This window comes from Sphingomonas sp. DC1600-2 (assembly GCF_049897605.1).
In the GTDB taxonomy this organism is placed as follows: domain Bacteria; phylum Pseudomonadota; class Alphaproteobacteria; order Sphingomonadales; family Sphingomonadaceae; genus Sphingomonas.
On the sequence record NZ_JAFCWO010000012.1, the window covers coordinates 1 to 24,487 of the forward strand.

18 protein-coding genes are annotated in these 24,487 nt (G+C 65.1%); 6 read left to right on the top strand and 12 right to left on the bottom strand.

The genetic code is table 11. The features are described from left to right. Window positions 1-193: 193 nt before the first annotated feature. Window positions 194-817: an alpha/beta hydrolase gene (locus ACP7BL_RS15480; protein ID WP_231565029.1), complete on the top strand. Its 624-nt coding sequence runs from the start codon at window positions 194-196 to the stop codon at window positions 815-817. Here ACP7BL_RS15480 and ACP7BL_RS15485 read toward each other — a convergent pair. Continuing rightward, on the bottom strand, window positions 814-1,491 hold the full coding sequence (locus ACP7BL_RS15485) for a FadR/GntR family transcriptional regulator (protein WP_426258777.1): 678 nt from the start codon (window positions 1,489-1,491) through the stop codon (window positions 814-816). The two genes, ACP7BL_RS15480 and ACP7BL_RS15485, sit on opposite strands and share 4 nt — an antisense overlap. A 36-nt stretch (window positions 1,492-1,527) precedes the next feature. Then, window positions 1,528-2,874: a GntP family permease gene (locus ACP7BL_RS15490; protein ID WP_426258778.1), complete on the bottom strand. Its 1,347-nt coding sequence runs from the start codon at window positions 2,872-2,874 to the stop codon at window positions 1,528-1,530. A gap of 322 nt (window positions 2,875-3,196) precedes the next feature. Here ACP7BL_RS15490 and ACP7BL_RS15495 point away from each other — a divergent pair, with 322 nt between their 5' ends. Further along, window positions 3,197-3,469 carry a helix-turn-helix domain-containing protein gene (locus tag ACP7BL_RS15495; RefSeq protein WP_033964489.1) on the top strand — a complete coding sequence of 91 codons (273 nt, stop codon included), beginning with the start codon at window positions 3,197-3,199 and terminating at the stop codon, window positions 3,467-3,469. 128 nt (window positions 3,470-3,597) lie between these two features. Here ACP7BL_RS15495 and ACP7BL_RS15500 read toward each other — a convergent pair whose 3' ends face one another. Next, complete coding sequence (locus ACP7BL_RS15500) at window positions 3,598-6,498, bottom strand: TonB-dependent receptor domain-containing protein (protein ID WP_426258779.1); 2,901 nt, start codon at window positions 6,496-6,498, stop codon at window positions 3,598-3,600. Window positions 6,499-6,723: 225 nt separating this feature from the next. Here ACP7BL_RS15500 and ACP7BL_RS15505 point away from each other — a divergent pair, with 225 nt between their 5' ends. Next, window positions 6,724-8,247: a permease gene (locus tag ACP7BL_RS15505; RefSeq protein WP_426258780.1), complete on the top strand. Its 1,524-nt coding sequence runs from the start codon at window positions 6,724-6,726 to the stop codon at window positions 8,245-8,247. Then, complete coding sequence (locus ACP7BL_RS15510; protein WP_426258781.1) at window positions 8,244-9,248, top strand: serine hydrolase domain-containing protein; 1,005 nt, start codon at window positions 8,244-8,246, stop codon at window positions 9,246-9,248. Before ACP7BL_RS15505 ends, ACP7BL_RS15510 begins: the two co-directional genes overlap by 4 nt. Window positions 9,249-9,339: 91 nt before the next feature. Here the strand turns inward: ACP7BL_RS15510 and ACP7BL_RS15515 are convergent, their stop codons facing one another. From ACP7BL_RS15515 to dacB, 3 genes are all read right to left on the bottom strand, one after another. Beyond that, on the bottom strand, window positions 9,340-10,182 hold the full coding sequence (locus ACP7BL_RS15515) for a hypothetical protein (protein ID WP_426258782.1): 843 nt from the start codon (window positions 10,180-10,182) through the stop codon (window positions 9,340-9,342). Window positions 10,183-10,323: 141 nt separating this feature from the next. Beyond that, a complete protein-coding gene (locus ACP7BL_RS15520) occupies window positions 10,324-11,148 on the bottom strand; it encodes a phytanoyl-CoA dioxygenase family protein (protein ID WP_426258783.1) in 825 nt (274 codons plus the stop codon). A 10-nt stretch (window positions 11,149-11,158) separates the two neighbouring features. Continuing rightward, window positions 11,159-12,613 (bottom strand): D-alanyl-D-alanine carboxypeptidase/D-alanyl-D-alanine endopeptidase, encoded by a 1,455-nt coding sequence (gene dacB / locus ACP7BL_RS15525; RefSeq protein ID WP_426258784.1) that lies wholly within the window; start codon window positions 12,611-12,613, stop codon window positions 11,159-11,161. Window positions 12,614-12,809: 196 nt separating this feature from the next. Here dacB and ACP7BL_RS15530 point away from each other — a divergent pair, with 196 nt between their 5' ends. Continuing rightward, window positions 12,810-14,786 carry a S9 family peptidase gene (locus ACP7BL_RS15530; protein WP_426258785.1) on the top strand — a complete coding sequence of 659 codons (1,977 nt, stop codon included), beginning with the start codon at window positions 12,810-12,812 and terminating at the stop codon, window positions 14,784-14,786. Further along, window positions 14,783-16,720, top strand: a complete 1,938-nt coding sequence (locus tag ACP7BL_RS15535; RefSeq protein WP_426258786.1) for an amidohydrolase family protein — start codon at window positions 14,783-14,785, stop codon at window positions 16,718-16,720. Before ACP7BL_RS15530 ends, ACP7BL_RS15535 begins: the two co-directional genes overlap by 4 nt. Before the next feature lie 3 nt (window positions 16,721-16,723). Here the strand turns inward: ACP7BL_RS15535 and ACP7BL_RS15540 are convergent, their stop codons facing one another. The 6 genes from ACP7BL_RS15540 to ACP7BL_RS15565 all read right to left on the bottom strand — a co-directional run bounded on the left by ACP7BL_RS15540 (window position 16,724) and on the right by ACP7BL_RS15565 (window position 24,434). Next, window positions 16,724-18,286 carry an N-acyl-D-amino-acid deacylase family protein gene (locus ACP7BL_RS15540; RefSeq protein WP_426258787.1) on the bottom strand — a complete coding sequence of 521 codons (1,563 nt, stop codon included), beginning with the start codon at window positions 18,284-18,286 and terminating at the stop codon, window positions 16,724-16,726. Next, complete coding sequence (gene dgcA, locus ACP7BL_RS15545) at window positions 18,283-19,272, bottom strand: N-acetyl-D-Glu racemase DgcA (protein WP_126849203.1); 990 nt, start codon at window positions 19,270-19,272, stop codon at window positions 18,283-18,285. The genes ACP7BL_RS15540 and dgcA overlap by 4 nt, the downstream gene beginning before the upstream one ends. Further along, window positions 19,256-20,263: an N-acetyltransferase DgcN gene (dgcN, locus tag ACP7BL_RS15550; protein ID WP_033964637.1), complete on the bottom strand. Its 1,008-nt coding sequence runs from the start codon at window positions 20,261-20,263 to the stop codon at window positions 19,256-19,258. Before dgcN ends, dgcA begins: the two co-directional genes overlap by 17 nt. A gap of 82 nt (window positions 20,264-20,345) precedes the next feature. After that, window positions 20,346-21,230, bottom strand: a complete 885-nt coding sequence (locus ACP7BL_RS15555; RefSeq protein WP_033964632.1) for a LysR family transcriptional regulator — start codon at window positions 21,228-21,230, stop codon at window positions 20,346-20,348. Further along, entirely contained in the window at window positions 21,227-22,393 is a 1,167-nt protein-coding gene (locus ACP7BL_RS15560) for a serine hydrolase domain-containing protein (RefSeq protein WP_426258788.1), read from the bottom strand. The genes ACP7BL_RS15555 and ACP7BL_RS15560 overlap by 4 nt, the downstream gene beginning before the upstream one ends. 1 nt (window position 22,394) lies before the next feature. After that, window positions 22,395-24,434: an amidohydrolase family protein gene (locus ACP7BL_RS15565; RefSeq protein ID WP_426258789.1), complete on the bottom strand. Its 2,040-nt coding sequence runs from the start codon at window positions 24,432-24,434 to the stop codon at window positions 22,395-22,397. Between the last annotated feature and the right edge of the window lie 53 nt (window positions 24,435-24,487).

Here is a 24,487-nt window from a genome sequence, read left to right on the forward strand (position 1 = left end):
CCAAAACCACGAAAGGAAAAATCACCAGCTTGACCCAAAACCCGCTCTGCGGGACATACCTTCACCCGGGTCAATTCTCGATGGAAATACCGGGTCACTTCTCAGCGGAAATCTACAGCATGCCAATGGCGCGGCGATCATCATCGCGCCCGGCGGTGGCCACCGTATGTTGGTGTGGGTGAATGAGGGGTTGATGCCCGCCCGTGCGCTCAACCGCTTTGGCGTGACGGTGTTTGTACTGAAATATCGTCTCGCCCGGGAAACGGGCTCAAACTATCGCATCGAGCGCGACGCGGCGGCCGATGCACGGCGGGCCGTGCGCTTCGTGCGGGCGCATGCTGCCGAATATGGCGTCGATCCCCGTCGCATCGGCCTTATGGGATTTTCGGCAGGCGGCGAACTCGTGTCGCTGGTTGCAGACAACCCGGCACCGCCCGAGCCTTCGGGCGATGCCATCGATCGGATCGACGCGCGACCCGACTTTCAGGTTTTGATCTATCCGGGGCCGCTCGGCGTGCCCGCGCGAGCGGTTGCAGAAGCGCCGCCAGCGTTCCTGGCCGCCGGGACCCTGGACACCTGTTGCGCCGAGCCGACCCTCACGCTCTACCAGCAATTGCGCGGCGCGCATGTCTCGGCGGAACTGCACCTGTTCGCCGATACCGACCATGGCTTCAACGTCGCGATGCATGCCGAGCGCGTCTCGCTGCAACATTGGCCTGACCGGCTCGCCGACTGGTTGAGCGATGGTGGCTGGCTTGTGCCAGGCGGTGGCAAGCGCGCGACGCCCAGCAGCACGACCGCGCTGTTGCGCAATTAGGGCAGCAGCCGCTTGCGGCCTTCCGACAAATGCCAGCGCATTGCCAGCGCCGCGCCGTCGGCATCCTGCACCCGGATCGCGTCGACCAGCATCTCATGCTCTCGCAGCATCGCGCCGATCACCTCGGGCGGGCGCGAGCGCGAAATATCGACACCGGCGCGCATAATCCGGTCGACATCGCCGAACAGCGCATCGAACGCGACCAGAAAGGCGGGGTTGGCGGTCGCCAGCACGATTTGCCGGTGCAACGCCATATCCTCGTCATGCGCCGGTGCGCTCGACAGCAAGGCGGTGCGGAGCGCGTGCATCGCGGCCTCGATCGCCGCCATTTCGGCGCTCGAGCGGCGCGTGGCCGCGAGGCGCGCCGCCTCGGCTTCGAGCACGAAGCGCACCTCATACGTGCCAAAGGTCGCCGACATATGGTCCATCGGCAAAAACGCGATCAGCCGGTCCGAAGGGCGACCCTTGACGAATGAGCCCGCACCGCGGCGCGCCTCGGTAATGCCGTCGGCGGCGAGGCGGACGAGCGCCTCGCGCACGATCGTGCGCGACATGCCGAACATTTCTGCCAGGCGCGCCTCGGACGGCAGGCGATCGCCCACCGCCAGCCCGTCGCCATTGATGATCTCGACGATCCCGGCATAGGCCCGGTCGGCTAAGCGGCCTTCATTCATCGGTCGTTCCTTGGTCACCGCGTCGGGCGCGTGCCGTCAGAATAGGTGGCTGGCAACAAGGATCAACGCCAGTCCGAGCACCGACACGACGGTCTCCATCACCGACCAGGTGCGAAACGTCGCGGGTGTGTCGATGCCGAGATAGCTTTTCACCAGCCAGAATCCGGGATCGTTGACATGGCTGAAGAAGAGCGATCCGGCACCGATCGCCAGCACGATCCATTCGGGCGACGCGCCCGAGGCGGCGACGAATGCGGGCATGATCCCCGCAGTCGTGATCGTCGCGACCGTGGCCGAACCGGTGGCGAGGCGGATACAGACCGCGACCAGCCACGCCAGCACGATCGGCGACAACGGCCCGCCGGTCGCGACCCGCGCCAGCAAATCGGACAGGCCAGCCGTGACGAGCACTTGCTTCAATGCGCCGCCCGCACCGATCGCCAGCAGGATTGCCCCCGCCGGCTGCATCGTCTCGGCCCAGATCGCTTCCTGCACCTTGGCATCGCCGATGCGCCGACCGAACAGCAGCGGTAGCGCCGCCAAACACGCGATCAACAATGCGAGGACCGGATTGCTGGCCACCGCAAGCATGCCAAAGCGCGCTGCGACCGGCGGCGGCAGCAGCGCGACCGCCTGGCCCGCTGCGATGAGGACCACGGGCATCAGCACGACCAGCAGCGCGCGCCAGTTCGCGGGTGCCGGCATGTTCAGCACCGTCGGGGCGAGCAAGGGCGGGGCCAGTTTTACGCCGCGCGCGGTGAATTTCGCGAGCACTGGCCCGGCGACGATTGCGGTCGGGATGCCGATGAGCAAGCCGTAGCCGAGCGTGCGCAGCAAATCGGCGTGCAGCGCCTCGACTGCGAGCAACGGGCCCGGATGCGGCGGCACCAGCGCGTGCACCACCGACAGCCCGGCCAGGGCCGACAACATCAGCCGCAGCTTGGCCGAATCCTGGTTCGCACCCGCCGGGAGCGCCGCCGCAGCAGCCGCGACGATCGGCAGCAACAGCACCAACCCGGTTTCGAAGAATAGCGGCAAGCCGATGAGGAGGCCCGTCGCCACGCTCGCCCAGGGCGCGCCGCGTACGCCGGCCCATCGCAAGGCGGTCCGCGCGAGGCCTGCGGCCGCGTCCGACAATTGCAGCATCGCGCCAAGTGCCAGACCGAGCGCGACCACCAGCCCGGTGCCGCCCAGAATATCGCCCGCGCCCTTCTGAATGGCCTTTGCGGTGTCGGCAATCGGCAGGCCGGCGATGATACCGACGACGAACGCGCCCGACAGCAAGGCGACGAAGGGATGCAAGCGCCCGCGGACGATCAGCACGATCGACAAGCCGATGCCGAGAATGGCGGCCAAAATCAGGCGATAGTCCTCGGGCCTCATCGCGTGTGCGCCGCGATCAGCGCGGTGGCGGGCACGGTGCGCCCATGCGCCAGCGATTGCGAATGGACCATCGGACCCCCTTCTCCGCCGCAGTCTCTCGCAATGTGCGGGCTGCGTAGGAGTATCTGTACGACAACAATGCGCAATATTCCAAGATTATTCGCGTCAAATCGGCAAAAATTGTAATATGCGCTTGAATCTGTCCAACCAATTTGAATAGGATCAAGCCATCGAGACTCGCATCGAGTTTCGTTCGATCGGCAGAAGCCGACAGTCGGACGCGACGTGTGCCGTCACGCCGCGAAAGGGGGAGAGGGCTTAGATGACGAGGCAGCAAATAGCGGTGAGCGAGGCCACGCTGGACCGAGACGCTTCGGCTCCCTTCGCTCGCCTGACCCCGACACAGCGCAAGGTCCTCGACGGCGTCTATTGCGGCCAGCTCAACAAGCAGATTGCCTATGACCTCGGCATAGCCGAGGCGACCGTCAAAGCCCACATGACCGCGCTGATGCGCAAACTCAAGGTACACAACCGCACGCAATTGGCGGTTACCGCGCAGGCGCTTGGTTGGAGCAAGAGCGCTTTGGCGCATTGAGGGCGCGACCTTCGCGCTAACACGATACGAAATGCGGCCTTTGTGACGCGGCGCGCCCGGTTGCAGTCGATACCGCTATTGCAACCGGGCGCGCTTCATTGGTTTGAGGACGGCTTGTGGCCGTCGGTTTAGAATTTCACCTCGGCCTGCATGGTGAAGGAGCGACCACGCGGATCCGCGACGCGCGGCTCCCATGAGCTGCCGCTGCCGTTGTTGCTGTCATAGGAAATCGCGAAGGGCGGGTTGGTGTCGAACAGGTTGCGCACACCGAAGGTCAGCTTGAACCCTTTGATCCCGTTATAAGAAGCGGAGAGGTTGTAGTAGATATAGTCCGCGACGTCGGTGATGTCGTTTGACGGGTTGAAGGTGCCGGCCAGCACGCCTGGCAGCACCTGGTTCTTGTAGCCCGAGCGGAAGATCTGAGTCAGCGACAGGCTGAAATCATCGTTCGAATAGCTCACGAACGCATTGTGCTTCCAGCGCAGGCCGAGATCGGACGCGAGCGAGTATACGCCAAGCTGCTGGATGGTCGCGGCGCTGGCGTTGACCTTCTCTTCCTTCTTCAGCAGCAACGTGCCGTCCAACCCCGCGCCGAAGCTGCCGCCGAGCGCGTCGATGCTGCCGCGCACGGTGAAGTCGATGGCCTGGGTCTTAGTGTTGCCCGCATTGGCATAGGTCTGGTCGATGACGGTCAGCTTGCCCGTGGAATCGCGGATGAAGCGGTCCTGGAAGATCGAATAATTGGCAAACAGATATTGCAGCGGCAGCACCTGGATGGTGTTGTCGCGGTTGATCGACCAGAAGTCTGCGGTCGCGCTGAAGTGGCGCGATGGCTCAAACACTACGCCGCCGCTAAACATCGTCGCGGTCTCCGGTCCCAGCGCCAGGTTCCCGCCGTTGCGGATGTTGACGTTGTTATTGAGCGACGGACAGCCGTTCGCCGCATTGACGGTGCCGTTCGGGCAGTTTTTGGGGTCTGCGAAATCAGACCCGGTATAGACCGAATCCGTGTCCGGATTGAAGATCTGGTTGAACGACGGGACGCGGAAGGCGGTATTGTAGGAGCCGCGGAACATGATCGGCTTGAACGGCCGATATTTGAGCGAGATCTTGGGATTGGTCGTCGTTCCGAAGCCCGAATAATCGTCAAGGCGACCGGCGAGCGTTAGTTCGAAGCCCTTGAAGATGGGCACGAGCAATTCGCCATAGACCGCCTTGATGTCGCGGTGGACGCCGTTGAGCGCATTGCCATTGTCGAATGGTGCCGCAATGATCGTGCGCTGTACGGCGCGCTGGTCACCGTTGAACTTATATTCCTCGCGCCGGAAGTCGACCCCGGCTGCGAGCTTCACCATGCCGCCCCACATGTTGAACAACGATCCCGAGACCGACGCATCGCCCTGCTTGACCGAATATTTGCCGCCATACAGCACGACGCCGTTGGCCGAGGCTGACTGGATGGCTGCCATCCCGGCGGCGCTTTGCGTCTGGCCGGGGAACAGGAACGGATTGACCGCGCCGCTGTTGAGCGCCGCGACCAGCGCGTCCTGATAATAATAACCGCTGCCGAGCGTCGAAGAAGAGATGCTGTCGGCATAGGAAATGCCGGCGCTATAATCCCACCCTTTGAACAGCGGGCCCGTCGCATTCAGCGCCGCGCGGAAAGTGGTGGTGGTGGTCGAGATCTCGCGCTCCCCGCATTCGACGCAGCGCCAGCGATAAGAGAAGGTCGAGTTGGCATTGAGCAGCCCCGGAAACACGCTGTTGATGCGGCTGACGAGGTTGTCGAACGCGACATCGTTGACGCCCGCGATTCGCGCATATTTGTAATTTTGGGTGGTGGTATTGGGGGTGATCTGCACCGGGGAGAAGCGCTTGACCGAGTCCGCGCTCGATCCGGTGATTTCGAGCGCGATCTCGTGTCCGCCGAGGCGCTTCACCGCGCGCCCAAGATAAGTCAGCGTGTTGAGCTGCTGCTGGAGATAGACGTTCTTGCCGGTGTCGTAGGAGCAAGCAAGGCCGTTGCCCGGTGCGCCCCACACGTCGGTATCGTAAATATCCTGGTCCGGCACGGCGTTACAGCCGGCCTGGCCGGGTAGACGCAAGGCGTTGATGCCGCCGGTGGCGCGCACCGTCGTTCCGGGGATCAGCGGGAATGCGGACGAGGTGGCAAAGCTGGTGCCCGCCAGGTTGACGATCGTCGCAAACGGCGTGCCGCGCGTGTCGACGCCAAGCCCACGGTCATGCTGGAAGGTATTGACGAAGCTGCGCGAATGCGCCTCGAGCGGGGAAATCCAGCTATAGCTGACCGTCCCCATCACGTTGAAGCCCTGCTTGTCGAGATCGCCGAAACCGGCGATCGCCGACAGGCGGTAGATCGGCGCGTCGCCTTTTTCGGTTACGTCGGTGAAGGCGGTCGCGCCGAAGCCGCGATAATTCTTCTTGGTGATGAAGTTGATGACGCCGCCGACCGCGTCGGTGCCGTAGATTGCCGATGCGCCGTCCTTCAGCACTTCGACGCGGTCGAGCGCGGCAAACGGGATCTGATTGACGTCGACGGCGGACCCGGTGGTGCCTTGCGCAGCGACCCGGCGCCCGTTGAGCAGCACCAAGGTCGCCGCCGAGCCCTGGCCGCGCAAATTGGCGAAGGACGCGCCGTTATTGCCGCGCCGCTCGGAGGTTACGACGTCGGAGTTGCTGGCGAGATTGTCGGCCGAGCTGCCATTGTCGGTGAGGAAGGCAATCAGCTGTTCGGGGCTACTGATGCTGTTGCGTTGCAGTTCCTTGACCGTGATGACTTGCAAGGGGAGCGCGCTGTCATTCGGGTTCTGCTTGATGCGCGAGCCGGTGACGAGAATGTCGGCCGAGTCCGCCTTGCTCGACGTTTCTCCCGCACCGATCAGGGGCGTGGCTGCCCCGGTCGGCGTCGCCGCTTCCTGCGTCGTCTGGGCGAACCCGGTCCCGGCGAAAAGACACGTCAAGGCGGTGAACGCCGTGCCGGAAATGAGCAAAGTCTTGAGCGACGTCATAGTCTGAACCCCCTTTTTGCGCCCCCGCGCAACCCTGGACATTAGGTAACAGGAATGTTGCATCGCGCCATAGTTTCTCTTGCGAGTGCCATAGCCTATGGGCATCTCTTGCGACGGATTTGACCAAAAGTGTTGCGCGCGCGCACCAGTGCGGGATTGACGCTGGGCCAACCGCAGAGGAGCATGACCGCGGCGCAGCATTGCGGCCGCACGTGGGGGAATGCGATGTCGACGGTGGTATCCGGCGCGTCACTGCCGGAAATGCCGACCGTTGCCAGCGGGCTGGAATCCGCGCGCAGTCGTTTCGCGTTATACTTGCTGCTCGGCTTTTCCGCCGGGCTGCCATATTACATGTTTTCGACGATCCTGTCGGCCCGGCTGGCGAAGCACGGCGTCGATCTGGTGCTGATCGGCTTTTTCGGCTGGGTGCAGTTGCTGCCGACGCTGAAATTTCTCTGGGCACCCTTGCTGGACCGCTTCTCGGTGCCGGGTTTCGCCCGCTTTTTCGGGCAGCGGCTTGGGTGGATCATGCTTTCGCAACTGGGCATTTTCGCCGCGATGGTGGCAATGGCGTTCACCTCGAGCGATGCCAGCCTGCCGCTGACCGCGCTGTTCGCCTTACTGCTGGCGTTCTGGACGACGACGCTGGAAGTCTCGGCCGACGCATGGCGGATCGAGCTGGCTCCGACCCCCGAAACGCAGGGCCCGCTCACTGCCGCCAATTTGTGGGGCTATCGCAGCGCGATGGTCGCGGCGGGCAGCGGCGCACTGATCGTCGCCGATCACGCCAACTGGACCTGGGCCTATCTGGTGATCGCCGCCGGTGCGTTCGCGCCGCTGCCGATCCTGGCGATGATGCGTCCACAGGTTGGCACGGGGCGCGCTGCGCCACCCGCGCGCAGCGTTGCCCTGACAACCGGGCTCGGAGCCAGCGCCGTGATCCTGGGCCTGTCGCTGTTCCTCGCGGCGGGGGTGGGGGCGCTGGTGTTGCGCGCGGCGGCGGCGATCGGGATCAGCGCCAAAACCGATGCCACCACTGCCGTCCTGGTGCTGTGCCTGCTGCCCTTCGTCATCATGGCGGCGCTGCTGCCGCGCATCGTCCGCCTTCCGGCGGGAGCATGGGCACGGCGATCGACGATGGCCGGGCCCTATGTCGATATCTTCTGGCGCTTTGGCTATCCGGTGCTGCCGCTGCTGGCCTTTGTCAGCTTTTACCGCATGGGCGACGTGCTCACGCTGGCTTTGTCCAAGCCACTGGAAATCGCGGCGCATTACGACCTTACCACCATGGGAATTGCCGACGGTTTCGTCGCGTTGCCGAGCAGCATGGCGGGGGTCGCGGTGGGGGCGTTGCTGGCGGTGCGCTTGCGGCTGACGCGTGCGCTGGCGCTGGGGGCGATCGGGTCGGCGCTGGGCAATTGGATTTTCGTGTGGCTGTGGTTTCAGCCGCCGAGCCCGCATGTCATCTATATCGCCACCGCGCTCGACCAATTCGCGCATGGCATGGAAGGGGCGATCTTCGTCGTGTTCCTGTCGATGCTGGTGAACCCGCGCTATCCCGGCGCGCAATATGCGTTTCTGTCGGGCTTTGCCTTCCTGTTGCCGCGCCTGCTGGCCGGAGCAGGCGGCAATATTGCGCGGCATATCGGCTTTGATGGATTTTTCTGGCTGTCGGGCGGGCTCAGCCTGGCGGCGGTGCTGTTCCTGCCGTTGATTGCGCGGGTGCGGGCGCGGGAGGAGGCGGCATGATCGACATCGAACGCGCCTTCGCGCCAGCGGCGGCGGCGGTCGCCGAGGAGCGTATTCCCGGCGCGACGCTCGGCATCGTCACTGCTGACGGCAGGCGCGCGGTGCAGGTCGCGGGTCACGCCGCGCTGTTCCCCGAGCCGGAGCCCCTGACCGAAGCGCATTGGTTCGATCTCGCCTCGGTCTCGAAGGTGATCGCGACGACGACGATGATCCTGCACCTTGCAGATCAGGGCCGGATCGATCTCGATGCGCCGTTGACCGAGGCTATCCCCGACCTGCGGCAGTATGACATTGCGGGCGCGCCCGAGCGCCGCCTGACCTTCCGCGATTGCCTGGCCCACCGTACCTTTTTCCCCGCCGTCGAGCCGATCTACACCTATGGCGATGATCCGAAGCGGCTGCGCGCGTTCGTGCTGCAGCGCGAATGGCGGCACGGTCCGCCGGTTTATTCCGACATCAACTTCATCCTGCTCGGCATCGCAGTCGAACGGCTGACCGGCGCGCCGCTCTCGGCCTGGCCGCTCGGCGCTGGCCTCGCTTATGGCCCGCCGCCCGGCCCGGCGGTGGCGACCGAACGCTGCGCGTGGCGCGGCCGCGTGCTGAAGGGCGAGGTGCATGACGAAAATGCCGCAGCGTTGGGCGGCGAGACCGGCCATGCCGGGCTGTTCGGCACGGTCGGCGGCGTGCTCGATTTCGCCACCGGGGTGCTGGACGGGAGCGGAGCATCACCCGCGATGCGGCGGGCGATCCGCACCCCGCTCTACGAGCATCGCACGTGCGGGTGGGAGCGCAAGTTTGACGGTTGGTCGGGCGGAGCGGCCTGTTCCGCCGAGACGATAGGCCATACGGGCTTTACCGGCACTGGCCTGTGGATCGATTTCGAGCGCGGATATGCGTGGACGCTACTGACCAACCGCGTCCACCCGACGCGGCATTTCGACAGCGGGATCTTCGTGCTGCGACCGGCGACTGGCGATGCGGTGGCGGGGACGGTGGGTTAGGGGGGATTGATGGTGCCGTTCGGCAACTTCCGCCCAGTTGCGGACGTTGACGGGCCTCTTCGCTGCTAGTGATTGGGGGCCGTTCCACTATTCATCGTGCTGCAGTGACAATGTCGAACATGAAGGAGACCACGCCGCGTACAGCTTTGCCGGCTGAATCATGTGCTGGCTCGAACAGGTGCTGCGACACGAGCGCGGGGCAAATCCAGCGATCGGCATCATCTTTTCCGGAGTCCGGGTTGATCCGTGTGCAGCCGTCCACCTTACCATCGACGCTAATCGACAAATAATACTCGGCGTGCATCGCGCTACGATCGTGTTTTATTTCCATCTTGGCGAGTTGCTCGGCCGAAAGCCAATCGTCCCTCCTTCGAAGTGGGGCTGGCGGCATACCATTTGGCGCAAATTGCGCAGGGTCGGCGCCCCACTGAACAAGTTGCTCAGTGATGCAGGAGTTGAGAGCCTCAGCCGCTTTGCCTGCGCCTTCCAATACTGCGAGACCGACATTATTTTTTTCAATTTTTACTCCAACCGAGGCGGCCTGCCCAAGTCTCCTTATAACTGTCCCATCTTCAAACTCTGCTTGAACTGCGTAGGGATAAGGCGACAGGCGAATTCCGGACGACCAAGCGTCGATGCTGGGCTTGCCGTCGTCAAATACAATTTCAGCGCGCTTGTTCGACGCCAGTGAGGTCTTAAGTATCTGCTCCCCGGCAAAGATAAATCTGTATCGATCGCTACCCGGCACTGTGCGAATCGCGAAGAGGGCGGGGCTTGTACCCGGAATGGTTCGCGTGAGCAGGCAGACCCCCGGTGTACCATCGATCTGCCAAGGCAGCTTTGATGTTCCGTCAGTTACAGCAGCGGCAGCCGTTTGGTTGTAGGAAAAGACAACTGTCAGCAGCGCCAATCCTTCGAGCCAGATTTTACCCATAAAATCTCCCTTGAGTCGTCGTGGCGGAATGCTGGCAGCTTGCGGTGACATTCTCCAGTGCTCGGGGTACCAGTGCACAACGTTGCTCACCATCCCGGTAACGCCCGCTCCCCACCAATCCCAGTCGCTTAGCGTTGCCCCCTAAACGAAATGCGGCTCGGGCCGTTCGCGCAATTGCTCGTAATGCACCAGCGCCTGTTCCGCGCCCAAAGCGACCGGCTGGCCGTCGCGGAAGGTCCATTCGCCGCGGTCGCAATCCTCGGCGCGGACATAGCCGTTGATGTAGAAGCGGCGCAGGTGGGTGGCGGTGTTGGTGCCCGAGGCATGGACCAGATACGGGCTCCACAAAGCGATGTCGCCGGGTTCGAGGATCAGGTCGACTTGGTCCTCGGGCGACAGGCCCGCCGCGTCGAGCGCGCTGTCTTCGGGCGAGCGGCCGAGCGACGCGGCGGGGTCGAGCGGCAGCGCTCCGCGCGTGTGGCTGCCGGGGATGAAGCGCATGCCGCCGCTGCCCGGATTGTGCGGATCGATCGCGAGGCCGGTTTGGACGTAAGAGCTGCCGAGATTGCGATACGCTTCGGCCGGGCGGCGCGATTTCGCGTCCTGATGCCAGGCAAAATCGCCACTGCGATCGGGCAGTTTCCAATGCAGTTGGTTGATGATCTGTTTGATGTCGCGCCCGATCAGCGGCTCCAGCAGCGTGGCCCAGCGCGGATCGAGCCGCGTCTGGTTCAGTAGCGCGACATGGTAGGACGGCCATTGCACCATCGGCACATGCGGGGCACCGTCGGGGCCGGGGCGGACGGTGTAGAACAAATTGCCGTGGCGAAAGCTCCGGCCATGCGCGACGCCCTCGGCATAGACCTGGTCCATCGCCGCGCCGATCGCGGCGACCTCGGCGGGCGAAAAGAATCCGCGCACGATGGCGTAGCCATGGGCACGAAAGTCGGCGACATAATCGGTCATTACCCGTCTCTCAGTTTTGCGATGCGATCAGGAGCAAGGCGGCGTCCATCGCCTTGGTCGCGCTCGCGCCTTCGGGAACATCGTTGGCGTAAAACGCCATCGTCAGCGTGCGTCCGCTCTTGGCGATCATATAGCCGGACAGCGCGTTGGTGGCGTTGAGCGTGCCGGTTTTGGCGAACAATCTGTGGTCGAGCGCTGTGCCGGCAAAGCGGCGCGTGAGCGTGCCCTCGCCCCCCACCGGCAGTGTTGCGCGCCACGCGGCACCCCACGGCTGCGCGCTGACCCAGCGCAGAAAGGTAACCACGCCGCGCGGCGTCACCCGGTTGTAGCTCGACATGCCCGAGCCATCCGCAAAGTCGAACGCCACGCGCGGCACGCCCGCCTCGGCAAGCATCGCGCGCACGGCGACCTGGCCATCGGCGATCGATCCGCCGCCGCTCTTCAACGCGATGCGACGCAGCATCAGTTCGGCGTGGAGGTTCTGGCTGACCTTGTTGATCAACGTCAGATCCTCGCTTAGCGGCGGTGGCATCAGCCGGGCGAGCGGGGTGGTGGCCGGTGCGCGTGCGGCGGGAGCACCACGCCGGATTGCCGGGTCGTCGGCGGGCATGAGCGGGCGATGGCGCACGCTGACATCGCCCGTCACGCGAACGCCGCGCGCAACCAGCATATTGCGCAGCATCCATGCAGCATGATGCGCGGGATCGTCGATGCCAAGGCGCAATTGCTCGGGGGGGTGGCCAACCGCGATTGTCCCGCCAAGCCGCACCACCGTGCCATTCGGTGCGCGGTCGAAGGTGATCGCGGATGCCCCCGCCGCCGTTGTCAGCGCGCCATTTTCGAGCGTGTAATAGGGTGGCAGCGTCACCGTTGGCGGGCGACCGGGCGTGGTCGGCGCGACGGTGACGGGCAGTTCATTGTCGTCGAGCGTCAGCGCAGAGGTGGCGGTGCCCGATTTGGTCGGGATGTTGTTCCAGCTCATCCCCGGGCTCCAGCGCTCGTCGGGATAGAGGCTGTCATCGCCGACCACATCGCGCACCACGCGCGTCTTTGCGGCGACCGCATCGGCCAGCGTCCCAAGGCAATCGACCGTGCAAGTGGGCGCGCTCGACAGGCGAGCATCGCCATGCCCTTCCAGAATCACGTCGCGCTGGTTGCCGGTCTGGTCGATCCGCACCGCCGCACCGCCCGCTTCATCGGGCTGGTCGAGCGCGCCCAGCGACCAGAAAGCGGCGGCAGTGGTGAACATCTTGGTATTGGAGGCCGGGATGAAACGCTGATCGGGGTTGATCGCGACGATTTCGGTGCCGGTCTCATCTACCACGACCAGGCCAAAGCGCGTGCCGGGGCTGGCGCTGCGCAAAACGTCTTCGACCCGGCTTTGCAACGCGGATTGGGCATGGAGCGCGGTCGGCAAGGCGGCGACAAGCAGCAGGGAGAAGGGCGGGACAAGGGCGCGGTGCATTCCCGCAGCCTAGGACCAATTGCGCGACAAACAATGCAGTGCGGCACATACAGAGCGTTGCCCCCGGTATAACCGTCGCGCATGATCGTACCGATCGCCGGTTGTCGGCACTCGTGCGCGGCTCCACTATGCCGCCATGACACGGCATATCGCATTGGGGTTGGGGCTTTGCGCCCTGCTATTGGCACAACCGGCAATGGCCGATGATCTGGCCGCGACCTTGGCTTTGCCGATTGCGAGCGGGCTGGTCGGCGCGGCGGACACGCCGCGTTTCGCCTGGGTCGAAAATGCGGGCGGCGTGCGCAATATTTGGGTGTCGGCGGGGGGTAGGCCCGCGCGCGCGATCACGGCGTTCACCGACGATGACGGGCAGCAACTGTCCGATCTCGCGCTGACGCGGGATGGCGCAAGGGTCGCCTTTGTGCGCGGTGGCGACCCCGAATTTCCCGACGGCAGCATCCCCAATACCGCCGCCAGCGCGACGCCGCCCAAGCAACAAATTTTTGTAGCATCCACCACAGGCGGCGCGGCGGAACTGGTGGGCGAGGGCCACGCCCCCGTCTTCGCGCCGGATGGCGAGCGGCTGGCCTTTACCCGCAAGGGCGAAATCTGGCTGTGGAGCAAGGCCGCAGGGGCGCAGCGGGTCGCGACGGTTGCGGGAGACGCCTCGCGGTTGGAATGGTCACCGGACGGTCGCCAGCTTCTGTTCGTGGACGAGCGCGGCGACCACAGCTTCATCGCCTTGCTCGACGTTGCCGCGCGCGGGGAGGCGCGGCTGCGCTATCTCGATCCCGGTTTGGGCTTCGCAGTCGAGCCGTGCTTTGCGCCCGATGGCAAGAGCATCGCCTATATCCGCTTCGTCGATCCGCCCGCCACCGCTATCGGGGATGGCGGTCGCTATTGGTCGATCCGCAGCGTCGAGCTTGCGACTGGCACCGCGCGCACCTTGTGGGCGGCTCCGGCGGGTGCTGGCGGAACCTATGCCGGAACCCGCGCCCGCAATCTGTTCTGGGCGAAGGACGGCACGATCGTCTTTCCGTGGGAGCGGAGCGGCTGGCTGCACGCTTATGCGCTCGATCCGGCGCGCGGCAGCACGCGCGATCTCACGCCGGGCGCATTCGAGCTGGAGAGTTTCCTGCTCTCGTCCGATGGCAAGGCGCTGATCTATGCCGCCAATGCCGGGGACCTCGAACGGCGTCACATCTGGACGGTGCCCCTTACCGGAGGCGCGGCGGCGCGGATGACGCAAGGCGCGGGCAGCGAATCGATCCCGACCTTCGCCGGAACGACGCTGGCGGTCCTGGCGACCAGCGCCACGCAACTCGCGCACCCCGCTCTGGTCGGCGACGCGCTCGCACCGCTGCATGATGCGCCCTCGGTTGCCGGGTTTGCAGCACCGGAAACGGTAACCTTCACGGCGGAGGACGGCGTGCTGGTCCACGCGCAATTGTTCCGCGCGCGCGGCCCCGGCAGGCATCCCGCATTGGTCTATGTGCATGGCGGCCCGCGTCGGCAGATGCTGCCCGGCTTCAACACCTCTTATTATTATTCGAACGCCTACATTCTGAACCAGCATTTCGCGGCCAAGGGCTATGACGTGCTGTCGGTCAATTATCGCAGCGGCACCGGGTACGGCCACGATTTTCGCGAGGCACCCGGCCAGGCGCGCGGCGGTGCCTCGGAATATCGCGACGTGCTGGCCGCAGGCAAATGGCTGGCGGCGCGCAGCGATGTCGATCCGGCGCGGATCGGGATTTGGGGCGGGAGTTGGGGCGGTTATCTGACCGCCTTGGCGCTCGCTCGCAATAGCGACCTGTTCGCTGCCGGGGTGGATTTCCACGGCGTCCACGCAATGGTTCGCCCGGTCGAGAAGACGCTGTCGCCCGATGCCGAGGCCGCGGCGCATCAGTTGCAATGGCAATCCTCGCCGCTTGGCGCGATCGCAACGTGGCGGTCGCCCGTGTTGCTGATCCACGGCGATGACGACAAGAGCGTGGACTTCTACCAATCCTTGCTGCTCGCGCGCGAACTCACCGCGCGGCAGGTGCCGTTCGAACAATTGGTCTTTCCCGATGAGCGCCACGATTTTTTTCGCTACGCCGATTGGCTGGCGAGCTATCGGGCAACCGATGATTTTCTGGATCGCACGCTCATGCATAAGGTCACGCGATGAAGTGGGCTGCCGCGTTTTTGGCCTTGTTGTCGATGTCCCCAGTGTGCGCTGCTGCGGGCCCAGACGACGCGGTTATCATCCGTGGCGCGCGGGTGTTCGATGGCACCGGCGCGCCTGCGACGATTGGCGACGTGCTGCTGCGGGGGGACCGCATCGTCGCGGTCGGCCCGCATCTGCGCAAGCCTCGAGGCGCGCGCAGCATTGATGCGCGGGGGCTTACGCTGATCCCCGGCCTGCACGATCTCCACACGCATTTGCGCTCGCCCGGTTACGATGCGCCCGATGATCTGGGCAAGGCCTATGCCGGTTATTTGCTCGCGGGCGTAACCTCGGTGAACGATTATTCCGTGTCGGGTGAAATGATTGCACCGATCCGCCAGATGGTCGCGTCTGGGGCGGTAGCGGCCCCGCACCTCGAACTGGCGGTGCGCGTCGGCGTGCCGGGTGGGCATGGCACCGAATATGGCTGGGGAGCCTTCTTCACGCTGCAGGCCGCAACCCCCGCCGCCGCGCATGTCGCGATGGCGACCGCGCTGCCGTATCAGCCCAACCTCATCAAGGTCTTTGCCGATGGCTGGCGCTATGGGCGCGACAGCGATCTCAACAGCATGAACGTGCCGACGCTGGCTGCAGTCGTGGCCGATGCGCACAAGGCCGGTCTGCCGGTCATCACGCATACGGTAACCGTGCAGGGCGACCGCGTCGCCGCCATGGCCGGAGTCGATGCCGTGGGGCACGGGGCGGGGGATGCGCCGATCGACGACGATCTGATCGGGCTGATGAAGGCGCATCACACCGCCTATATCCCGACATTGGTGGTATATGAGCCGCAGCAGACCCGCCGTTTCGAACCCGACGAGCAACGCGCGCTGACGCCGCCTGAGGCGGCGTTCGAAGCAAGCCATGCCGCGCAATCGTCCAAGCCGGTCGCGGCTTATGATGCGAAGCGCTGGGCGATCATGCAGGACAATGTCCGGCGGCTGAAAGCGGCAGGGGTGCGTATCGGCGTCGGCACCGATGCCGGGATCGAGGGTGTGTATCACGGGCCCGGCACGCTCCGCGAGATCTGGTGGTTGACCAAGCTGGGCTTCACCCCCGCCGAGGCGTTGGTCGCTGCGACCGCGACCAGCGCGGATATCCTGGGGCAGTCGGCGGACAACGGACGGATCGCGCCGGGCCAGCGCGCCGATCTGGTGCTGATCGCTGGGCGGCCAGATGAACGCATCACCGATTTGTGGAAGGTCGCGCGGGTGTTCGTGTCGGGGCGCGAGATCGCGCTCGCCCCGCTGCGCGCGCTGGTGAACGGGGTCGCACCGACTCCGCTACCGCTGCACATCATGCCGGGGCCAATCGATACCGGTGCCCGGGGTGACGGCCGCACCGACCTCGATACGCTGCCGGTTGAGAGCACCGATTCCGGCGTCGACCACAGCCACCTCGATTTCGTTCGGCCGGGCAGCGACGATCCGAAAGCACCGGAGCGGCCGGTTTTCCTGATCGCGCATATGGGGGCCAAGCCGCGTCCGTTCGCGCAACTGGTGCTGCCGCTCACGCAAGGCGCGGTGCAACTCGCCGATGCGCGCGGCTTTACCGGCGTCGCGTTCGATGCGCGCGGCAGTGGCCGCTACGATCTGTTGTTCGATAGCTATGCGATCAATGACGATGACTGGTTCCGCACCGGTTTCGAGGCGGGGGAAGTCCGCCACACCTTCCATATCCCGTTCAGCGCCTTTGCCAGTCGCGACGCGAAGGCTCAGCTCGATCTCACCAAATTGCGCGCGCTGATCGTGCGGCTTGAGGGCAAGCCCGGCGGCAAGGCGTGGCTGCAACTCGACAATATCCGCTTCTATCGGGAACGCGCGAGCGACGACCGGGCCGCGCCACTTCCTGCACCCGGAAGCCGTAATCCCCAGCATTATAGCGAAACGAACTGACGCTTAAGGGCAGGTTCCGGCGGGCGGGCGATGCGGCAGCGCGCGTCCTGCCGCACGGCCCGTCAGCTTGCCGCCGTCCACCGCGAGGACGCCGTTGACCAGCACCGTCTGCACCCCGACCGCCAGTTCGGTTGGCTGTTGATAGGTCGCGCGCGGCGCATAGCGGCGGGGATCGAACACCACCACGTCGGCGAACGCACCGGCTTTCAGGTGCCCACGTCCGGTAAGGCCGAAGGTATCGGCGGTCAGCGACGAACTGCGCTCGATCATTTCGCGCAATGTCAGCACGTGATCGGCGACGACGTATTTGGCGTATTTGCGCGCGAAGCTGCCATAAACGCGCGGGTGGCCGGGCGAGGCGTCGGAATCGGTCATCACCCAAGGCTGGCGCATGAAGGCGGCGATGTCGGCCTCGCTTTGGTTGAAGGAAATGACGCCGGGATCGCCGACGCGGATCACCGCGATCGCGGCGGTGATCGGGTCCGTCTTGGTCGCCACCGCGACCTTCGCAAGGGTCCGATTGCGTTCGGCACCTTCCGTGATCAACAGCTTGGTCGGCCCGCCGCGTTTGCGCATGTTTTCGGCCATGTCGGTGCGCAATCGCGTGGCCTGCGCGGGGTCGTTGAAGCGTGCCAGCATCGCTTTGCGGCCACCATCCTGCGCCCATAACGGAACCAGCGAGGCGACCATGCTCGAGCCGCTCGCCGACCACGGATATTGACTCGCGGTGATGTTCAGCCCCGCCGCGCGCGCCGCCGCGATCCGCGCGATCACCGCCGGGGCCTGGCCCTGCACATCCACGCCGAGCGCCTTGATGTGCGAGACATGCGCCGGAATATGCGCGGCGCGCGCTATCTCAATCTCTTCGTCGATCGCCGCCAACAGTCCGACGGTGTAGCTCGACTCATCCCGGATATGGCTGTCGTAAAAGCCGCCCCGCTTGCCCGCTTCAGCGGCGAGCGCGACGACCTCATCGGTCTTGGAAAAGCTTTGCGGGGCATAGAACAGCCCGGTCGAAAGCCCGATCGCGCCCTGGCACATCGCGCTTGCGACCAGCGCCTGCATCTGGCCCAGTTCCTGCGGAGATGGCGCGCGCTTGGCCTCGCCGATCACGCGCTGGCGGATCGTGCCGAAGCCGGTGTAGGTGGCATAATTGATCCCGACCGGGCGCGTCTGTGCGCTGGCCAACACGCGGCCGACATCGATCTCGCCGCCGCCGTCATTGCCGATGAACGCGGTCGTCACGCCCTGCATCAGGAACATTGGGATCAGCCGCTTGGCGGGATCGTCCGACGCCAGATCGTCCCCCATATGCGTATGCGGGTCGATAAAACCGGGCGCGACGATCATGCCATGCGCGTCGATCACGCGCGTGGCGGCGCGCACCACGTGCGGGGCGACCTCGACGATGTGATCGCCCTCGATCGCGACATCGCCGACGAACGGCGCGTCGGACCCGGTGTAGATGGTGCCGCCGCGCACGATCAGGTCGGCGGAAGGCGGAGCCGAAGCGCCGACCGCGGCGAGCGCCACGCCGACCAATAACCCGATCCGGCCGATGTTCATGGCGTACCCCAAAAGCCGGGGGGCGGTGGCGACAATATGCCCCCGATATCCGTCACCCCGCCCTCACGATCCTCTGCCAGCCACAAGGGCCCGTCAAGATCGACAAAATCGGACAGCATTGCGACGTGCAAGGCGGGTGCGATCGAGAGTGAGGAACTGACCATGCAGCCCGTCATCAACCCCAGGCCGCGCGCGCGAGCACCGTGCGCGAGCGCAAGCGCGGCGGTCAGCCCGCCCGCCTTGTCGAGCTTCACGTTGACGCACTGATAGCGCGCGGCAACCCGATCGAGATCGTCGGCGGTGTGAACCGATTCATCGGCGCAAATCGGCACTGCCGGGGAAAAATCGGCGAGCCACGCATCCGCGCTGGCGGGCACCGGTTGCTCGAGCAGCGCGACGCGGAGTTCGACCAGCAGCGGCTGCATCGCTTCGAGCAGGGCGCGGTCCCAGCTCTCATTGGGGTCTACGATCAGCGTGGCATTGTGGGCCACGGAGCGAACCGCGCGAAGTTGCTCAGCGGGATTTTCGTGGTTCACTTTGACCTTGATCAGCGGCGCGGCGGCGATCAGCGCTGCCGCCCGTGCCATCGCCGCAGGGGTGTCGATGACGACCGTCAACGCGTTTGGCATTGATGTGAGGTCGGGGCCATCGATCATCGTCGCGACCGCGCGGCCCGAGCGCTTTGCTTCCAAATCCCATAAGGCGCAGTCGATCGCATTGCGCCCCGCGCCCGGCTGCAGCAGGCCGAGCAGATCCTCGCGATCCGCGCCGCCCTCGATCGCATCGCGTACGTGCGCGATCTCGTCGAGCGCACTCGCGACGCTCTCGCCATAGCGCGGGTAGGGGACGCCCTCGCCGTGACCGACATGTCCGTCCTGCATGATCGATACGGTGATCACGTCCGCCGCGGTTTTCACCCCGCGCGCGATGCGAAACGGCGTGTGCAACGCAAAGCGGTCGTGCCGCGCCTCAAGCGTGCGGGGCATAGAGCGCATCGATGATGGACTCGACGCCAAAGGCGATCGGGTCGGTACAGGGCAGGCCGAGCATATCCTCGGTCCGTTCGCACAGCGCCCGCGCCGCCGCTGCATCCAGCGCAGAGGTGTTGAGACACACGCCGATCGCCCGCACGCCCGGGCTGGTCAGGCGCGCCACCTGCAGATTCATCGCCAGGCATTCCGTCAGCTCGGGCAGGGCGCGTCCGGGCAGACCGCGCATGTGCGCACGCCCCGGTTCGTGGCAGAGCACGATCGCCTCGGCCTGCGCGCCGTGCAGCAGGCCGGTCGAGACACCCGCGAAGGAGGGATGGAAGAGCGACCCTTGCCCTTCGATCACATCCCAACCGTCATCGTCGCGCGCGGGTGAGAGCTGTTCGATCGCCCCCGAGATGAAATCGGCGACCACGGCATCGACCGGTATGCCGCCGCCTGCGATCAGGATCCCGGTCTGGCCCGTCGCCCGGAAATCGGCGGCGATGCCGCGCGCGCGCAGCGCTGTGGTCAAAGCGAGCGTCGCGTACATCTTGCCGACCGAACAATCGGTGCCGACCGTCAGCAACCGGCGACCGGCGCGTGGATACCCTGTCCCAACCACCAGATCCGCAGGCGGATCGCGCACGTCGAACAGAGTGAGGCCGCGCTCGCGAGCGAGCGCGGCAAGCCGTGGCACGTCGCGCAAGCGCTGGTGCAGTCCGGCGGCGACGTTCATCCCGGCTTCCAGCGCGGCAACCGCATCCGCGATCAGATCCGCCCCCATCGTCCCGCCCGAATTGGCGATGCCAAGCACCAGCGTGCGTGCGCCAGCGCTTGCGCCTTCGGCAATCGTCAGGCGCTTGATCCCGAGCGTCAGCGGGCAATCGTCATACCGAAACTCTCCGACGCAGTCGTCCGGGCGGAAAGTGGCGAGGCCGCGCGACGTCTTGATGCCGATCGGGTCGGCGCTATGGCCGAGATAGAGCAGATAGGGTCCGGGTATCATGCGGGCCACCGTATCGGCAGCGGCGACCGCCACAGCATAGCGAGTGGATCACCCGGCATAGCCTGTCGTTATGTCGTGCGCTTCAGGCGGCGTCGATAACCCGCGCCAGCGTCTTGAGAAAATCGGTGGCGAGCGCGGTCGGCGGGCGGTTGAGCAGGAACATCGCATGGACATCGAACGCCAGTTGCGGCTTTAGCGGCCGCACCGACAGACCGGGGCTGAGCGAGGCCTGCGCGGTGAAGCTGTCTACCACCGTCATCCCCACGCCCTGCCGCACCAGCGCGGTGGCGATGTAGAAGGTCCGCGCCGACACCACCTCGTCGAGTTCGAGGTCGAGCCGCTGCAACTCCTGGGTAAACAACTGCCCGATCGGACCGCTCGCCGCCAGGCTGATGAAGCGCTTGTCGCGCAGGCATTCCAGTTCGAGCCGTGGCGGGGCGTCGGGCATGTCCTGTTCGCGGTACAGCACGACGAGCTCGCCCTCGCCGAGCCAGCGATGCCCGATCGGGGCTGCCGGGGGCACCGCATATGCGATCGCGATGTCGGTTTCGCGTTCGTAGAGTTTGCGCAGCAAATCGTCGTGATGGACCGTCTGCAGGTCGAATTGGACCGTCGGATGGCTGCGCAGAAAACTCGCCACCGCAACGGGCAGCGCGTCGAGCGCGAGCGACGGCAGTGCCGACACCCGCAAAACTCCGCCGGTGCCGCGCTTTAGATTGCGGCTGGCCTCGCGCAGCGCATAAACGCGGTCCTGAATTTCGCTGACCTCGGCGAACAGGGTGTGTGCGTCTTCGGTCGGCACGAGACGCCCAGTGCCGCGCTCGAACAGCGGAAAACCGAGCAGCGACTCGGCATGACGCAGCGTCTTGGAAACCGACGGCTGCGAGATGTTGAGCGCCCGCGCCGCAGCACTGACCGAGCCATTGATATAGACGGCGTGAAAGATTTCGATGTGACGCAGGTTCATGACGCAACACCCTGTGCGAGCGCTTCTTCGCTTCGGCTATAGGCGGAGCGCGCGCCGGGATCGACGGGTACGTCGGTCGCGAAATAGGCGACACCGTTGCCGTGCTGTGGATCGATCCACAGCCCCGATTTCAGCCCATAGGCATCCCCCAAATGCCCCCAACGCGCCCGTCCATCGCCAAAGGGATCGTCGCGGCAGCCTGCGACCGGCGTCGCGAGAAACGCGACCGCCAGGCCATAACGGCACATTTGCCCGTGCCAGGTGTCGCCATTGCTTCCCGCACCGCTATCGCCGTTCCATGTCCATTGCGGGGTCTCCAGCAAATGGACCGAGCGCCGGGTGAGGATGCGCACGCCGTCGACCCGCCCTTGGTAGAGCAGCATCCGCCCGATCCGGGCAAGACCGCGCGCGGAGATATAAAGCCCGCTTTGCGGCGCAAAGGTCGCGCCGTTTCGGCCCGCACGCCAAAGGGACAGATCACAACTGCCGTCGCGGGCTGGCGTGACCGGGCAGGGCGGGCGCGCACCGTGATTGTCGTCGCGCGTTACCGACCCCGAACGATATTGCACGACGACGCGCGCCACCGTGCGGTCCGAACAGGTGACGAGATTGTAGCAGGCATCCAGTTTCATCGGTGCGAACACGAGCCGCTGCATCAACCGGTCGAAGCGTTCGCCAGTGGCCCGTTCCATTACCGCCGCGATCACTGGAAAATTCAAATTGGTATAGCGAAAATAAGCACCGGGCGCGTGCGCGGTATCCCACACTTTCGGGTCGGCCAGCACGCTGCGGAGATCGGCGTCGAGCGGCAGGACATAGTCGACGCCGTCGGTCAGGCTCGAGCGGTGGGACAGCAACAGGCGCAGGGTGATCGGTCGGTCGGCAAAGGCCGGGTTGTGCAGCGGATAGCCGAGCAGTTCCGACACATCGGCGTCGAGATTGAGTCGGTGCTGCTCGACCAGGCGCAGGACGGCAATCGCTGTGACCAGTTTGGAGATCGACGCAATCCGAACCGGGTCGTCCGCGCGAAGGGTTCTGGCGGCGGCGACATCGGCCAGACCCGAAACTTGTACCGTCCGCTCCCCGCGTCGATCAAAGGTTACCCGCGCCGCCGCGACCGGCTGATGGAGGCTCGCGGCGAGCAAAATCAACGCGGAGATCATATCATTTGGGCATCCCGTTCAGGCCACTCGCCTGGCGCAGTGCCGCGCCGTCGAGCCGATACCCGTCCAGAAAGACGGTGTGGACATGGCGCAGGTTGCCGAGCGCCGCCGACACATCGCCATCGACCAGCACGATATCGGCGGTCTTGCCCACCGCGATCGATCCCGCCCGGTCGTCCATGCCGGTCATCCGTGCGGGAATGATGGTTGCGGTCTGCAGCGCTTCGGCATTGCTCAGGCCCGCTTGCTGGTAGAGTTCCAGCTCGCGCACCAGTTCCAGACCGTAGCCGTCGGTGCCGGCAACGATCGGTACGCCGGCCTGATGGAGTTTGCCGACCAGATCGACCATCTTGGTGAAGCTCTTGCGAAAGTCGTCGCGCGTCAGGCCACCGAACAACGGATAGCCGCCGATTTTCCAGCCGCGGACGACGCTCGGCGGCGCAACGTCGGCGAAGGGCGCATATTCGGGCGAGATCGCGCTGCCATCCGACGTCATCAACGGTTCCCATACCGTCAGCGTCGGATCGATGATGGTGTGGCGTTTGGCAAGCTCGGCATAAAAGGACGTCATTGCCGGAGAATTGAGATCGACGTCCTTGCCATATTTGGCGGGCCCTTCGAGGCGTGCGGCGGTATTGGCCTTGTCGACCACGTCTTGCGGCATGGCCTGCATCAGGATGAAGTTGATGTGGGTCACTTCGTCATATCCGGCGCGCACCGCGTCGAGCGGGCGCATACCGGCAGGTACGTGACCGTGGACGTGCAACCCCAGGCGATGCGCTTCGGCCGCTGCGGGCGCGATCCAGGCAGGATTCATCGAGGTGTAGAATTTGGCACCCCAGAGCCCTGCGGCCTTGATCTTGTCGACGGCAGCGACCGCCTCTGCCGCTGACGACACCGTCAGCGCACCCTGCGCGGCGAGGGGATCCTTGCGATCGATGATGACCGAGACCTTGCCGTCCGGGGCCAGCAAATCGCCAGCTGCCCGCCGTTTGTAGATGCTGAGCGCCTCGTCGATCATCGATCCGGGGCTGCGGTAATTGGTCATGCCGGTGGCGACGTTCTGCAGCAGGTTCCAGTCATCGCCGACGTGCTGATGCGAATCCCACAGGCCCGGGGTCAGCGTCTTGCCGCGTCCGTCGACTACGGTTGCGCCGGCGGGCGCGGTGATCGAACCCCCAGCACCGATCGCCGCGACCTTGCCACCCGCGATTAGCACCGCGCGATCCGCAATGTAGCGGCCCGCGACCGAATCGAACAGCAGCACATGGTCAATCAGCGTCGCCGTGCGGTTGGCCTTGCTCAGGAAGCGATGCGCCACCTCGCGCACCATCGCGGCGGTCGCCTTGTCCTGAAGGTCCTTCAGCTTGGGGCCGTTCTTCTCATAGCCTTCCGGCAACATCGAAATGACGCCGGCGTTGCCGAACAGACGATTGTCGCTGTCGAGCCATACCGGCGATGGCGCGAAGCCATATCCCGTCAGAAAGGCGAGCTTGATCGTCTTGGGGCCTTGCGGGCCTTCGACTTGCGTCGGCTGTCCGATCGCGATGCTGGCATGGCCCGTCGGTAGCAAGTCGATGCCCTTGGCCCCCGCCGCGACCAGCGCATCGATATCGAATTCACCGGCAAGTGGCGGACCGCCATAGGTGTTATAATGTTTGTCGGCGAAGGGGGCCGAGCCCGAATCGATCACCGTCTTCCAGTCCGCCACCCCGTTAGTGCCAACCGTGAAGGTCTCCGTCGCATCCCCGGAATCGGTAAAACCGCGAATGGCGATCGACGTGGGGCGTCGGGTGGGATCGAGCGTGACCACCTCGTCGGTTTCGGTCACCCAGCCGCGCAGTGACATCGACATGCGATACGCGACGCGCCCGTCGGGCATCGTCCACGACCAGATGTCGCCATGCTTTCCGGCGATCGAGCTGAGCGTGAAGTGCCGCGCGCCGGAGGGCGGCACCAGCAATTGTTCCTTCGGTGTCGGTGCCGCTCCGGCGATCGAAGCGGTCGCGGCGAGCAATGTCGCAAGGATCAGTCGGCGCATACAGATTCCCCCCAAGAAGCGGGGAGAGTGCCAACTCGACGCCGTCAGCGCAA